This window comes from Flavobacterium aquariorum (genome assembly GCF_003254745.1).
Lineage (GTDB): Bacteria > Bacteroidota > Bacteroidia > Flavobacteriales > Flavobacteriaceae > Flavobacterium > Flavobacterium aquariorum.
This window is the reverse complement of record NZ_QKXH01000015.1, coordinates 65850-81009: the sequence shown is the minus strand read 5'-3', so window position 1 is coordinate 81009 and position 15160 is coordinate 65850. Positions and strand designations below refer to the sequence as shown.

General features: G+C 34.1%; 8 protein-coding genes. 2 read left to right on the top strand and 6 right to left on the bottom strand.

Going from position 1 to position 15160, the window contains the following annotated elements; translation table 11 throughout:
• Positions 1 to 512 precede the first annotated feature (512 nt).
• The 5 genes from DOS84_RS18550 to porU form a co-directional block, all read right to left on the bottom strand.
• Positions 513 to 2141, bottom strand: coding sequence for a pyruvate dehydrogenase complex dihydrolipoamide acetyltransferase (locus tag DOS84_RS18550; protein WP_111411595.1), 1629 nt, complete (start codon positions 2139 to 2141; stop codon positions 513 to 515).
• Between the two features lie 8 nt (positions 2142 to 2149).
• The gene (pdhA, locus tag DOS84_RS18545; RefSeq protein WP_111411594.1) at positions 2150 to 3148 is read right to left on the bottom strand and encodes a pyruvate dehydrogenase (acetyl-transferring) E1 component subunit alpha; all 999 of its coding nucleotides are present in this window, start codon (positions 3146 to 3148) and stop codon (positions 2150 to 2152) included.
• A gap of 162 nt (positions 3149 to 3310) precedes the next feature.
• Positions 3311 to 3793 carry a cytidine deaminase gene (gene cdd / locus DOS84_RS18540; RefSeq protein WP_111411593.1) on the bottom strand — a complete coding sequence of 161 codons (483 nt, stop codon included), beginning with the start codon at positions 3791 to 3793 and terminating at the stop codon, positions 3311 to 3313.
• A gap of 120 nt (positions 3794 to 3913) precedes the next feature.
• Positions 3914 to 5080, bottom strand: coding sequence for a type IX secretion system outer membrane channel protein PorV (porV, locus tag DOS84_RS18535; RefSeq protein ID WP_111411592.1), 1167 nt, complete (start codon positions 5078 to 5080; stop codon positions 3914 to 3916).
• A 41-nt stretch (positions 5081 to 5121) separates the two neighbouring features.
• Positions 5122 to 8949 (bottom strand): type IX secretion system sortase PorU, encoded by a 3828-nt coding sequence (gene porU, locus DOS84_RS18530; protein WP_111411591.1) that lies wholly within the window; start codon positions 8947 to 8949, stop codon positions 5122 to 5124.
• 216 nt (positions 8950 to 9165) lie between these two features.
• On the opposite strand from porU, the gene gldJ reads away from it, so the two are divergent.
• On the top strand, positions 9166 to 10866 hold the full coding sequence (gene gldJ / locus DOS84_RS18525; protein WP_111411590.1) for a gliding motility lipoprotein GldJ: 1701 nt from the start codon (positions 9166 to 9168) through the stop codon (positions 10864 to 10866).
• A 65-nt stretch (positions 10867 to 10931) separates the two neighbouring features.
• Complete coding sequence (locus tag DOS84_RS18520) at positions 10932 to 12218, top strand: UDP-N-acetylmuramoyl-tripeptide--D-alanyl-D-alanine ligase (RefSeq protein WP_111411589.1); 1287 nt, start codon at positions 10932 to 10934, stop codon at positions 12216 to 12218.
• Between the two features lie 50 nt (positions 12219 to 12268).
• On the opposite strand, the gene DOS84_RS18515 is transcribed toward DOS84_RS18520, so the two are convergent.
• Positions 12269 to 15142, bottom strand: a complete 2874-nt coding sequence (locus tag DOS84_RS18515) for a helix-turn-helix and ligand-binding sensor domain-containing protein (protein WP_111411600.1) — start codon at positions 15140 to 15142, stop codon at positions 12269 to 12271.
• Positions 15143 to 15160: the final 18 nt, after the last annotated feature.

Sequence of the window (15160 nt, the reverse complement as noted above, 5' to 3'; positions counted from 1 at the left end):
AGAAAATCAGTGGCCGAAGTGTACAAAGGGGATCTGAAAATGAAAAACCAAAATGTGGCCGCGGTGAATTAATTAGGTTATTTTATAAAAAAAACAGTGCTTACTTCGAAACAAAAAAACAGCTCCTCTTTGGGGCTGTTTTTTGTTTATGGGATAATAGATACTGTTTTGAAAAAGTGAATGCATAAGGGATGGGAATGGTATCTCCAGATTTAGAAAAACAAGGCTTTTGCCATAGTTTTTGTTAATCGGGAATACAATGGACAGCGCGACCCGCAGGGACATGCCGTTATGGAGCCAAGAATGTAATCTTAAATTTGGTGAATAATTTAGTTTTTGGCCTTTTTAAGATGAGTTAATAAAGAAATGAATGCATCTGTGTCAATTTTTATTTTTCGGCTTTTGTCGTGTTTATTTTTAAGATGTGAAACGGACGTAATGGAGTTTTTTTGCAAAAAAAAATCCCGTCTAGTTTTAAACTGGACGGGATTTTTAAATATTTAATCAAGTGTTTATGCAAGCATAGTTACCGGATTTTCGATGTATTGTTTTAATGTTTGTAAAAACTGTGCTCCGGTCGCACCGTCAATTGTACGGTGGTCGCAAGCCAATGAAAGCATCATTGTGTTTCCTACTACAATTTGACCGTTTTTAACTACTGGTTTTTCTACAATAGCTCCTACTGATAAAATAGCAGAGTTTGGCTGGTTGATGATAGAGTTGAATTCAGTAATACCAAACATTCCAAGGTTAGATACTGTAAAAGTACTTCCTTCCATTTCAGTTGGCAATAATTTTTTGTTTTTGGCTCTACCAGCAAGATCTCTAACGCTTGCGCCAATTTGTGATAAACTCATTGCATCAGTAAATCTTAGCACAGGAACTACTAACCCATCTTCAACAGCTACAGCTACACCTATATTTACATGGTGATTGATGATGATGGCGTCTTCTTTCCATTGAGAATTTATTTTTGGGTGTTTTTTCAAAGCCAATGCACAAGCTTTGATTACCATATCGTTGAAAGATACTTTGGTATCCGGAATGCTATTGATAACTGCTCTCGATTGCATTGCTTCGTCCATTGTTACTTCAATTACAAGGTTGTAATGAGGTGCTGTAAACAATGATTCAGCCAAACGTTTTGCAATGATTTTACGCATTTGCGAATTTTTAATTTCTTCTGTGAAAACTTCGCCAGCAGGAACAAAAACTTTTGGCACTTCTGCTTTTGATGCTTCTGGAGCTTTAGATATTGCAGTACTTGGATTAGCTGCAGGAGTGAAGTTTTCGATATCGCTTTTTACGATACGACCGTTTTCACCAGTTCCTTTTACTTGTGTTAATTGAATTCCTTTGTCACTTGCTATTTTTTTAGCTAATGGTGATGCCAAAATTCTTTTTCCGTCGCTTAATGATTCAATTACTTCTGCAGCCTTATCAGAAGATGCTGCTTTAGTTTCTTCTTTTGCTACTGCAACAGTTGGAGCAGCTCCCCCAGCTTTATAGTTTTCAGCAATCCCGCTAATGTCTGTTCCCGCAGGTCCTATGATAGCTAAAAGACTATCAACTGGAGCAGTACTTCCTTCTTGGATTCCAATGTATAGTAGGGTTCCTTCGTTGAAAGATTCAAATTCCATTGTTGCTTTATCGGTTTCGATTTCGGCAAGGATATCACCTTCAACAACTTTGTCTCCTACTTTTTTTAACCAAGAAGCTACCGTTCCTTCGGTCATAGTATCGCTCAAACGAGGCATTGTTACTACGATTACTCCTTTTGGTAAATCTGTTGCCGGGGCAGCCGTTGGGATTTCGGCAGTTTTTGTTTCGGTAGCAGCTGGTGTTGATTCTGTTGCAGCAGGTGCTGCTGAACCTCCCGCTATCAATGCGGATACATCTTCACCTTCGTTTCCAATAATTGCTAATAAAGAATCTACAGGAGCTGTTTCGCCTTCTGGGATTCCAATATATAAAAGTGTTCCTTCATTGAAGGACTCAAATTCCATTGTTGCTTTGTCGGTTTCAATTTCTGCAAGGATATCACCTTCGCTTACTTTGTCTCCTACTTTTTTAAGCCAAGCCGCTACCGTTCCTTCTGTCATAGTATCGCTCAAGCGAGGCATTGTTACAATTGTTGCCATAATTTGATTTATAATTTATGAGGTGTGAATGGATAGTTTTCTTGGTCGTACACTACATCGTATAATTGTTGAATTTCCGGGTAAGGGGATTCTTCAGCAAATTGAACACATTCTTCAACAAGATCTTTTACTCTTTGATCAATTACTTCGATTTCTTCTTGTGTAGCGTATTTTTGATCTAAAATCACATCTAAAACTTGAGTAATTGGATCTATTTTTTTATACTCTTCAACCTCTTCTTTCGAGCGGTATAATTGTGCGTCAGACATTGAGTGTCCTCTGTAACGATACGTTTTCATTTCAAGAAAAGTAGGTCCGTCGCCGCGTCTTGCTCTGTCAATTGCTTCTGTCATTGCTTCTGCAACTTTCACTGGATTCATTCCGTCAACTGGTCCACAAGGCATTTCGTACCCTAGACCTAGTTTCCATATATCAGTATGATTTGCAGTTCTTTCAACTGAGGTTCCCATGGCATAACCATTGTTTTCAACTATAAAAACTACAGGCAGTTTCCACAACATCGCCATATTGAAGGCTTCATGTAAAGAACCTTGACGTGCAGCTCCGTCTCCAAAATAAGTCATTGTAACTCCACCAGTTCCATTGTATTTGTCTCCAAATGCTAAACCAGCTCCCAATGGAATTTGACCACCTACAATTCCATGTCCTCCATAAAAACGATGCTCTTTTGAGAAAATATGCATCGATCCACCCATTCCTTTGGATGTCCCAGTAGCTTTTCCTAAAAGTTCAGCCATTACACGTCTAGGGTCTACGCCCATACCAATTGGCTGAACGTGATTTCTATAGGCAGTAATCATTTTGTCTTTTGTCAAATCCATAGCGTGCAAAGCTCCTGCTAATACAGCCTCTTGACCATTATATAAGTGTAGAAAACCTCTAACTTTTTGTTGAATGTATAATGCCGCAAGTTTGTCTTCAAACTTTCTCCAAAGTAACATGTCTTCATACCACTTTAAATAAACTTCTTTTGTAACTTCTTTCATCTGAAATAATTCTTTTGCTTAAGTGTTATTGTATTATCAATTATGACCTAGTAACGCAAAATAGTTTCCTCACCACAAATTTGCGCCCCGAAGGGGTCGGGATGCAAAAATAAGACATTCCTACTAAGAACTAAAATTTAAAAGCTAAATTTTGGTTTTTTTTTAAAGTAATTTTTTTTCAAACATGAAAGGGAGCAGGTTTTTTAGGGATGCCGATTGATGAATTGAGCCTGTTTCTCCCATATAATAGATTTCTATAGGGGTGTCTTGTCGAATTTCATATTCTGCGATAGATTGTCTACACGCTCCGCATGGTGGAACAGGAGTCGCTGTTTTATTGTTGTCAGAGGCCGCTGTGATTGCTATTTTCAAAATCGTAGCTTCAGGATAAATGGCTCCTGCATAAAAAATAGCTACCCGTTCTGCGCAAAGTCCAGAAGGATATGCAGCATTTTCCTGATTCGAACCAACAACAACTTCACCGTTGTCCAAAAGAATGGCTGCTCCAACCCTGAATTTTGAATAGGGTGCATAAGCATTTTTTCTAACTTCAATAGCTTTCAACATTAAATTCTGTTCAACTAAAGGTAATTCTTGAATGGTTTCAAAAACATTAATTTTCGAAGTGATTATTATTTCTTTCATTAATTAAAGCTGCTGTTTAATTGAGTGTTTTGAAAATATACTTGGTATTAAAAACAAAAAAATCCAATTTCAAAATAGTGAAGTTTGGATTTTTGTTTTTTATAAAGTTAAAAAAGAAGATTAGAAAGTTTCGTATTTTTCTCCAAAATTGAATGTCAAAGAGAAACGCAATGTATTTTCTAGTGGGTTTTGCACCTTAGAGGCTGAAAACAAGTAAGAAACATCAATTTTGACGGAGCTGTATTTAAAACCTGCCCCAAGCGAGAAAAATTCCCTTGCACCTTTATCGGGGCTTTCATGAAAATATCCTGCACGAAATGAAAATGAATCTTGATACACATATTCTGATCCTAAAGAGTAAGTTACTTCTTTTAGTTCCTCACTAAATCCACCAGGTGCGTCCGTAAATGACTGGAACATTCCCGCGAACCACCCGATAGATTGATAATCGTCTCTGTTTTGTTGTTCTTCTGCTGGATCTATTATTCCGTTTCCATTTAAATCAGTTGGATTTTGTGGGGTTGGGACTAGCAATTTGCTTACTTCCAGATTCACGGCTACCTTATTGTATTCGTCTAAAATAAAATCAAATCCGCCTCCAAGTTTCATATTGGCAGGTAAAAAATTAGCACTTATATCGTCATTATCATAGCTCATTTTTGGGCCCATATTCTGAAAATTAAATCCTCCTCTCCATCTGCCGTTAAAGTTACTATATGCAATCTCTTCTGACTGAAAAAATCCAGCTACATCTACCCCAAAACTACTTGAAGAGGAAGCGTCATTATTGTCAGTGGCCACTTTTAGGTTGGAATTTATATAGCGGCCTCCAACTGCCATTGAGAATTTTTCGCTCAATTTCAAGGAATATGATAAATCAAAAGCAAATTCATTTGGGGAGACAAGTACAACTTGACTATCAAAATCAGTTCTTAGCTCAATGTCTCCAAGTCCAAAATAACGGAAACTACCAGCAAAAGCACTTTTGTCACTATATTTATTATAATAGGTTATTTGCGCCAATGATATGTCATTTACTAAATCCGTTAAATAGGGTGTGTAGCTTAATGAGAACCCTTGTTGGTCTTCAGCAAAGGCATATTTTGAAGGGTTCCATTGTTGGGAAAATGCATCTGTTGACGACGCAACGCCATTATCTCCCATACCAGCAGCTCTAGCATCTGCCGCTACTAAAAGAAAAGGGACGGCGGTTGTAATCACGTTTTCCTGTGCATGAACAAAATTAAAACTATATAAAATTATAATCAGTAAAGTAGCTCTTTTCATTTTTAAAATAAAAATTAATTTGGGGTAAATATACTATATTATTAAAGAATCACAAGTTTTTCAAACTTTTCAATCTTCTTATTAGAGAGGGTTGCCTTTACAGTTAATTTGTAAACATAAACCCCTTTGCCAATTTTATTTCCAAAATCATCTCGAGTATCCCATGTCACCTCTCGTGATAAAAAACCTGGAGTAGTGATGGTTTGATTTTTTGTCCAAACTACTTTACCAGTTATTGTTAGCACTTGAACCTGAACCTCTAAAGGTTCGTTTGGTTTATTATGAGTAAACCAAAACTCTGTGTAATTTACACATGGATTAGGATAGTTCAATACATTTGTAAGTGTAATGGATTCATCTCCAATTACTAAAAATTGCATTTCTGATGTTGTGGCATTATTATAAACATCCCAAACTGTATAAGTGATGGTATGTAAACCAGTTTTCAAATTTCGCAAAGGAAAATGTAAATTTCCTTTTGTGAAATTATCCAGTTCAGTTTGATAATAATCATTCAAAATAAAAGGATTACTCACATCACCGTCTAATATAGCTACAATATCATGACCAATTCCGCCAGCCGTATTGATACCACTTTCATCTTCCATATAAGCAATAAATATGGGGGAATCATTGGTAATACCGCCGGACACAAAAGTTTCATCATTCATATATAACTTCACTTTTGGACTATTATTGTCTGCAATGGCATTTTCATTTACACCCCCTACTTTAATTGTAGTGTTGTAGCCTGCAACATCTTCGAGTAATTCATTCTTTTGGGCATAAAAACTTAATTTTCCGGCATCTAAAGGAATCCGAATGTCTTTTGGTACGATAAAGCTGTATTCAAATTTGCCATTCGTAACGGATGCATTTCCTCTAAAGATAGCCTCACCTAGAGTAGTGAAATTAATTGCAGGGCTGTATCCGTCATTATTTAAGGTGCTTTTTGCTATTTTTTTATCAAATAAAATAGTTGATAAAACACCATTATAATTGGCCATGGGAATATTGTTCTCGTCGGTTATTTCACCGGTTATTTTCATTTTAGCTAATGATTTGAAATCTGGGAGCGATTGATTTACGGGTACATCATTCACTTTGGTTAATACAGCTTTTGGCTTTGGAATAGCTAGGAATATAGCTGGATCGCCAAGATAAAGGACTACGTTTGTTGCAGTATTTGGGTTTTCATTTTTAGAAACTCTTAAGGCTTCGGCTATTGAAACGTATTGATCAGAACCATAAGATAAAAGATTTTTTGCAAATACATCATTGAAATTTTCGGCACTAAATTGTCCAATTGAACGAATTGTAGATACTAGAGAAATAGCCCCGCCTTTTGAATTCCAATAAATGTATTCTCCAGCGGTAGGTCTTGTGGGGTTATCAAAACGGGAAAACTCGCAAGTAATTGTAATAAATAATGGGTATTTGTATTGATTGCTTAGACTTTGGCTGTCTGTTTTGTCCCAAAGCCTTTCGCTTGCCAAGCCATCTTCTCCACCATGTCCCAAATAATTAAAGACCAATCCACCTTTTTCAAATTCGTTATAAAATTCAGATTTTGCTTTAGGGTATCTTTCTCCGCCAGCGGAAGCTTCTTGCGTGTAAGAGTCCAAAAATATTTTCGATACATTCAAAAATGGTTTTTGGATGGTAATTTCATCAGCAAGCGTGTTTTGTCTTGATTGCAAAGAAGTATCAGTAGATTTGTCTGAATCATCAGAAAGTGTGATGTAATTATTTCTCCAGCTTCCGTAGGCTTTTTTGTCATAATATTCGACGACTTTATTGACCATCTCGTCTGCTTGTGTGCTGGTGCTGACTAGCATTCTGCCAACAGCTATGTCTACTCCTCCATAAAACGTAGTAATATTTCCTTCGGAATCATCCATCAGACCAAAGAAGTCATCTGATGCAAATGAAGCCTCGCCAATAGTGTTGCTGGTTAGAGATTCATATATAGGTACAATATTGGTATTGTTGGTTATTCTTTTTTTATAGTCGAATGATGCGTCTCCAAAAAGATTTACATATCGTACCTTTTTATCTGGAGATGAAGCGTTATTGTAAACGTATTTAATACAGTTTCTTATCGCTGCAATGTCTTGTTTTCCCGAAGCAAACTCTTGGTAGATTGATTCAAGAGTAATAACTTTTATATTTAAATTAGAATTTATTCGATGGAAATTGGCAAGCTTCTCTGCTTGCGGTCTTAAAATTTCGGGTGTAATAATTACGTAATCAATATCTTGAAATTGGCCTTGAGTGTTTTTAAAAACCGTTCCTTTTATATTTGAATTGGCTATTTTTGGTTTGCTTTCTTTTGATGGGGAATAGTAATCATTCGGGTCAACAGCAATATATTTTCTAAGCTCTCCAAGATTTGCTTTGAATGAAAAGGCACTTTGGTTGCTGTTTTCTATTTTAGAGATATTATAAATATCGGTTATATCCCAAATTTGAGAAATAGTAGTGGCGTTTGAAAAATCATATGATATAATTCCGAGGCTTGAGTTGGCTAAATCGTATTGAAAATGGAATTGTTTTCCGAATCCCTGTAATTTACTTTTTGATTTTAACTGAATGTAGTCTAGAAAGCCTTTAGATCCGGGTACTCCATTGTTGTTATAGGATAATTTGATTTTTATATTAGTGCTGCCTGGAAAAGTAGTGTTGTTTGGAAGTGCTCCGTTAAAATATTGTATATCTGAATTGGTATTTAATGCAGAGAATGCTACATTACCTATGTCAAGCCCATTGGCTATAACTTTAAACGAAGTAGGAGTATAGGCCGCAGATGCTAGTGAGATGTTTAATTTAACGGGTATTGATGAATCGATATTTGGTAAATCAAATGTAAACTCCTGGTCTTGGTTAATTTCAAATGATTCGCCAACCCATTGTCGACCAACTTGAGCTATATTTGTTAAGTCGACTTCATGAAATTGATAATCGTCATATGTTGAAATGTTTAAAGTGCTTGAAGTGGTAGGTTGCGACATATTTACTATTCTCTTTCCATTGTCTCCATTTATGGTAACATAATAATAGGATTTTGAATCGTATAAATTCAGATTGGTTTGACTTTCGTTATTCCAATTATAAATTCCCTCACCATAAAATAATATATAATCATCAGTATTGAATACACCATCGTTTTCTCCTTGAATTTGGATTGCATTTTCTGTTAAATCTGTCGGATAATAAGTCTCATTTGCTAAAGGCAACATTTTTCCGCCATTACCATATATCTTAATTCTTTTTGGGTCAATGCCATTTAAATTCAATCCTAAGTCCTGTAAAAATTTTAAAGAAATTTTGTAAACACCCGATTTCTCAATATAAAAACGATACCAATCCCCCGAGGCCAAAACTGAATTTGTAATACTCGTTTTATTTTTAGTCGAAATAGTTTTTCTTGAAGAACTATTATTTATAGTATATGAAAAGGATTTAATTCTTTTGTAGCCAGAACCCTCTTTTATTATTGGTGATATTCTGAGGAAATTTTGAATAATATTTCTTGATTTTGATGTATAAAGTGTGGTTTTTATAGTGGAAGGAATAGCAGAGGTATTCAAGTTACCCAGAGATGATGGTGTTATGGATTCATATATCACATTAGAAATCTGAATGCTTTTTTCGTCTAAATCTGTGCCGGTTTTTAGATTTAAATTGCAGTAAATAGATTGATTGTACCCGTCATAAAAATAACTGTTCCCTCTGAAACTAGGCGTTTGAAACTTCGTATTGGAGGTTATTGTATTGTTTTCTATCCAATCGATATTTAGGTCTCCTTTTATTTGAGCAAAAGTTATTATTGGCAGTAAAAGAATAAAAAAAAATACGAATTTTTTCATTGGAATTGATGGAGAAGTGTATTGTGAATAATTGCTAAAAGTAAATAAAAAATATTAAATGTTCTTTTCGTTGTTTTGTGTAATAAAAAATATATTTTTGCGTTTTTATTAAAGCTGTTAAAATATTACAAATTAAAGTTGAAAAAGGGTTTTGTGATTTGATGTTTAATTATTACATTGCGCAACCTAAATTTTAATAATCACCTACTAGAAACTATGAAAGTAAATAAAACTATCCCCTTAAAGATAATGCTGTCCCTGGCATTAATATTAGGACTAGCTAGTTGTAGCAAAAAATCTAAATCCGAAAGTGCCTCGAGAGGTACAGGTTGGAATGTAAGCAGTTCTAAAGGCGGTTTTACAAAAGGAGCTGGACATAAAACACAGGAAACTGGGCCTGGATTGGTATTTGTAGAAGGAGGAACTTTTACAAGAGGATTGGTTCAAGACGATGTAATGCATGATTGGAATAATGTTCCAAATCAACAGCATGTTATGTCTTTCTATATGGACGAAACTGAAGTTACCAATTTAATGTATCTTGAATACCTTGAATGGTTGAAAAAGGTTTACCCTCCAACAGAAGAAAATTATAAAAATATATACGAAGGAGCTTCGCCCGATACTCTTGTTTGGAGAAACAGATTGGGTTATAATGAAACAATGACCAATAACTACTTAAGACATCCAGCTTATGCAAACTATCCTGTTGTAGGTGTAAATTGGGTTCAGGCTGTTGAATTTAGTAAGTGGAGAACGGATCGTGTAAACGAAGCTGTTTTAGAGAAAAATGGATATTTGAAGAAAAATGCTAAAACATTAGATGTTTCTGCTGAAAGTAATTTTAATTCCGAAACATATTTAGCTGCACCTACAATGACTTACGGAGGAAATGAAGAAATTCTTTTGAAAGGAAAAGGAGCGTCTAAAAAGGGGCCGAAACCAGACAAAAATGGTAATATGGTTGAAGAGAAAAATGTATATGCTCAAAGATCATCGGGGATTTTATTACCTGAATACAGGCTTCCAACCGAATCGGAGTGGGAATATGCAGCAGCAGCTGACGTAGGTCAAAGAGAATACAATATATATAAAGGGCAAAAGAAATATCCTTGGTCTGGAAGTTACACTCGTTCTGGAAAAAGATCTAATAAAGGATTCCAATTGGCTAACTTCAAACAAGGTAATGGAGATTACGGCGGAATCGCAGGTTGGTCTGATGATGGAGCTGATATTACAAATGCAGTAAAAAGCTATCCAGCAAATGATTTTGGACTATATGATATGGCAGGTAACGTAGCTGAATGGGTTGCGGATGTTTACAGACCTATCGTTGATGTTGAGACAAATGATTTTAACTATTTCAGAGGTAATGTTTATACCAAAAATAAAATAGGTAAAGATGGAAAAATTGAAATCATCACTAATAAAAATGTTGTTTTTGACACATTAAGTAATGGTAAATTAGTGCCTAGATATTTAGCTGGTGAAATTGCTCAAGTTCCAGTAGATGAAAATGAAACTTATTTGAGACAAAATTTCAGTACAAGTGATAATATTAATTACAGAGATGGTGATAAGCAATCTAGTAAATATTATAAGTTTGGTGGTGCTGATGCTGATAAAGGTAAAGCTTCAGACAAAGAAATTATGTACAATGCTCCTAAGCACAATGTTAAAATTGATAGTTTAGGAAACATGGAAAGAAAATATGACAAGTCCAGTAAAAGAACTACTTTGATAAATGATGCAGTTCGTGTCTACAAAGGCGGGTCTTGGAGAGACAGGGCTTATTGGTTGGATCCTGCACAAAGAAGATTCTTTCCTCAAGATATGGCAACAGATTATATCGGATTCAGATGTGCTATGTCTAGAGTAGGTTCTAAATCAAATACAAAAAAATCACCTAGAAATTAATTTTTTTATATACAATACAATAAAAGCCCTTTCATTAGGGCTTTTATTTTTTAAACTATATTTATATGGATATTAAATACATTCATAGTTTGTTTTTGAAATGCGATTCTGTTTCAATTGACACACGTAAAATTGGGTCTAATTCATTTTTTGTAGCAATAAAAGGGGATAATTTTGATGCTAATACATTTGCTAGGGAAGCGCTAGATAAGGGAGCGTCCTATGTGATAATTGATAATAAAGAATATTACATTGACGACAGAACTGTTTTGGTTGAAAATAGTTTAATTGCTTTGCAGGAATTGGCTAAATTTCATAGGAACTATTTGAAATTGCCTATAATTGCCCTTACCGGGAGTAATGGAAAAACAACAACTAAGGAGTTGATTAATGTCGTGCTTTCAAAAAAGTTCAAGACGAAAGCGACTATTGGGAATTTAAATAATCATATTGGAGTGCCCTTGACGTTATTGTCCTTTAATGACCAAACTGAAATGGGAATTGTTGAAATGGGGGCTAATCATCAAAAAGAGATAGAATTTTTATGTGATATTGCACAACCTGATTACGGGTACATCACCAATTTTGGAAAAGCGCATCTTGAAGGCTTTGGTGGCGTTGAAGGTGTCATTAAAGGTAAAAGTGAAATGTATCATTATCTTTCAAATAATGACAAATTAGCATTTGTTAATCTTGAAGATCCTATTCAGGTTGAAAAGACGAAAACTATGCAATCATATTCTTTTGGAATAGGCAAAGATGTTGCTAACGTAAATATTGCTAGGATAGAGGCGAATCCTTTTGTTTCGGTATCCTACGGCCAATACACTATTTCAACTCATTTAATTGGTTTGTATAATGCAAATAATATTAATGCGGCAATTGCTATTGGAACTTATTTTGGTGTTAAAGGAAATGATATTAAACAAGCGCTGGAAAGTTATGTTCCTGAAAATAATAGATCACAATTAATGACCAAAGGGACAAATGAAATTATTTTGGATGCTTATAATGCGAATCCTAGCAGCATGAAAGTTGCCATTGAGAATTTCATACTTTTGGACAAAGGGAATAAAATTGTTTTCTTGGGTGATATGTTTGAATTAGGTGATGAAAGTTTATTGGAGCATAAAGGGGTTGTTGATTTATTGATGAACCAAAATGATATTGCATGTTATTTTATAGGTAAAGATTTTTATCAGAATAAAACAAATCAATCAAACTTCTTTTTCTTTGAAAACTTTGATTCTTTTTCGGATTCCATTAAAAACATAAAGTTTGAAAATAATATGATACTCATTAAAGGTTCTAGAGGAATGGCTTTAGAACGAACCTTAGAGTTTATAAAATAATTTTTTTAATATTTAAAAGCTCCTTCAGAATTTATTAAAAGGAGCTTTTTTTATTTGATGCTCATCAAGTATCCAATTAAATTTTCTTTTTGATTTAGATCTAGTTTTTTTCTCAGTCTATATCTTGCCAGCTCTACACCACCTGTTGAGATATTCATAAATTCAGCAATTTCTTTAGTCGACATATTCATTAATAAATAAGTGGCTAAGTCCATTTCTCGTGGTGAAATTGAAGGGTGTTTTTCTTTTAATTTTTTCAGGAAATCAAAGTGTACATTTTTGAGGTGTTTTTCAAGGTCCTTCCAACTTTTGTCTGTATTCACTTCTTTGGTAATACTTCTGTTTAATTTAGTGAATTGAGCCTTTGTTGCTTCGTCAAATGAACTCGTGTTGATATCTTTGAGTTTATGAATGATTCCGTTTAATATTTTATTTTTCTTAACAACCTGTAAAGTGTTGTTAACTAGTTCTTTATCTTTGGATAGGATTTTTATTTGCAATTTTTCATTTTCTAATTTTTCAATCTCTTTTTCCAGTTCGTATTGTTCTTGCTTTATTTTCGTTTCTTTTTCTAAATATAATCTTCGCTGCTCCAGTGTTTCAAAATGTTTGTTTTTTCTTATTTTCATCCTGATTCTAAAGCGAACATAATATACACACCCGGCAGCCAATAACAGATAAAATAAATAGGCTAAAGAATGTCTATACCATGGGGGGTATACTCTGAAAGCAATTGAGGTTTCATCAGATTGAATTCCGTAACTGTTTCTGACTTTTACTTTCATTATGTAATTACCTTCTTTTAGATTCGTGTATTCTTTTGTCCAACTATTTGACCAAGAGCTCCAATTTTCATCAAAGCCTATTAATTGATATGAAAATTCGACATTTTCAAGATTTTCATAGATGGGAGAAGAAAATGTAAATTTCACTTGATTTGACGAGTATGGTACTTCATATTTTTCGATTGTTTTTTGTCCATTTCCCAGTATGTAAGAATTTCCTGGGAACGCAAATGTTCTTACAAAAGCTTTTGGTTTGTTTGCAAAATTATTCAATAGTTTGGAATCGTAATGAGCAAGGCCGTCAGTAAGACCAATTAAAATATTTTCGGAATTAATCGCGTTTATAGACAAATAGTTGTAAACTAGATTACCAGTCAAGTTAGAGAATGGTGCAGCATTATTTTTATAAGTATTGTCTTTGTTTTTCATTAATACTCCTAAGGATTCATTGAAGACATACCAAATATTTCCTTGGCTGTCCTCTTTTAAAGTACTGACTTTTGGGATGTTTTTAAACAAGCGGGTTATCATTTTATCTTCAAAAAATGATTCTTGTTCATAGGAATATTTGAAAAACTGATTATTGGTTTGAAAATAAATTTTGTTTTTTAACTGTTGAATACTTCCAATCCCTTTGGAAGTATTCGTTAGATTTTGATATGTTTTAATGGTCTTAAATTGTTTTAAATCTTTGGTTAATGTCATTTGTTGAATTAAATTGTCTTTTTTTATCCAAATGGATTTATCGTCCAGTTCAAATTCGCCAATAGATTTAATAAGTCCTCCAACTTTATTTCTAAACTGCCAACCATTTGCTTTTTTTTCAAATATTGAAAAACCATTGTAATTGGAACCAATTAAATAATTTGGATGATTCGGTATTTGTTTGAATATCCAATATCCTACATTGTCTAAAGTTTTAAATGATTTACCACCATCAATTAATAAAGCACCCCTGTTATGTGCACACAATAGTTCTCCATCTACAACTTGAATGTTCCACGCCTGGCCAGTTGTTCCTTCTACAAGTTTAAAAGTATCTTCTTTAAAGGTGTGATCCCAAGAATGGTAAAATAAACCTTGATTAGTTGCTACATATAAATTCCCTTTATGGACAACCGACGCATAAACCGTACTTAAATCAAAACTAGATCCAAAATAGGTAAAGGGGGAATTTTCATTAATAAAAGTGATTCCATTGTCAAGACCTAACCAAAGATTGCTTTTACTGTCAACAAAGGATGTAAGTACTGTGTTATTTTGGATTCCTTTTTTGTGGTTGATTTGTTGAACTATTCTTCCATTGCTATCACAGATAATAATACCATTCAAAATAGAATTAAGAACTATGTAGTCATTTTGAATGATCGACCCTCCCAAGCAACTATTTTTTTTAACAAATTGGTTGGCTTCGGTTTCCCATGGAATTATACTTTCATTATCATACAAATAGAGTCCTTTGTCCAAAGTTGCAATTAATATTTTATTATTTGGCATCGCAAACATTCCCCAGATTTCTGTGTTATTCAAAAAGGTTGTTCCTTTTAAAGGAATAAGTTGGCCATTACTATACTTCATCAAGCCCATTGAAAGATCTTGAAAATAGAGCTGATTGTTAACTTGAAATGAAAATTGGAATTTGTTCGGTGCTTCTAATACTTTTACTTTATTATTCTTAAAGATATATGTGGTTTTGAAAGACTGAAAAAAAACAGCGCCCTTGAAAAAATGAATTTTCCAAATATTATCAATTATTTTTGGATTATCCCTCTTTACGAGTTTGGAAACAGAAAAGTATTCTAGCCTTCCTTTTGAGTTAGGCTTGAAGTAGCCAAATTCATCATAACCTCCAACGAAAATTCTGCCTGAAGCATCAATTTTAAGGCATCTAACAAATGTGACATTTGGCATGGGGTATTTGGTCCATGCGGAACCGTCAAATTGCAGGAGACCATTATTGTTTGCAAAATATAAATTGCCATTCTTGTCTTGCTCGATATTCCAATTTTGGGTTCCGCCTTTGTATTCTGTTCTGCTGAAATTCTTAATATGTGGCAATCCAATTTTTTTTACTTGTCCCAAAGAAATATAGGGCAGATTAATCAAAATAAACAGTAAAAAAAAGCCATTTAATTTCATGAGTGGGTATTTATTGTG

Bases quoted from the DNA above. Each gene is read 5' to 3' on its own strand.
- pdhA (WP_111411594.1), bottom strand. From the start codon at position 3,148: ATGAAAGAAGTTACAAAAGAAGTTTATTTAAAGTGGTATGAAGACATG.
- DOS84_RS18550 (WP_111411595.1), bottom strand. From the start codon at position 2,141: ATGGCAACAATTGTAACAATGCCTCGCTTGAGCGATACTATGACAGAA.
- porV (WP_111411592.1), bottom strand. From the start codon at position 5,080: ATGAAAAGAGCTACTTTACTGATTATAATTTTATATAGTTTTAATTTT.
- DOS84_RS18520 (WP_111411589.1), top strand. From the start codon at position 10,932: ATGGATATTAAATACATTCATAGTTTGTTTTTGAAATGCGATTCTGTT.
- porU (WP_111411591.1), bottom strand. From the start codon at position 8,949: ATGAAAAAATTCGTATTTTTTTTTATTCTTTTACTGCCAATAATAACT.
- gldJ (WP_111411590.1), top strand. From the start codon at position 9,166: ATGAAAGTAAATAAAACTATCCCCTTAAAGATAATGCTGTCCCTGGCA.
- cdd (WP_111411593.1), bottom strand. From the start codon at position 3,793: ATGAAAGAAATAATAATCACTTCGAAAATTAATGTTTTTGAAACCATT.
- DOS84_RS18515 (WP_111411600.1), bottom strand. From the start codon at position 15,142: ATGAAATTAAATGGCTTTTTTTTACTGTTTATTTTGATTAATCTGCCC.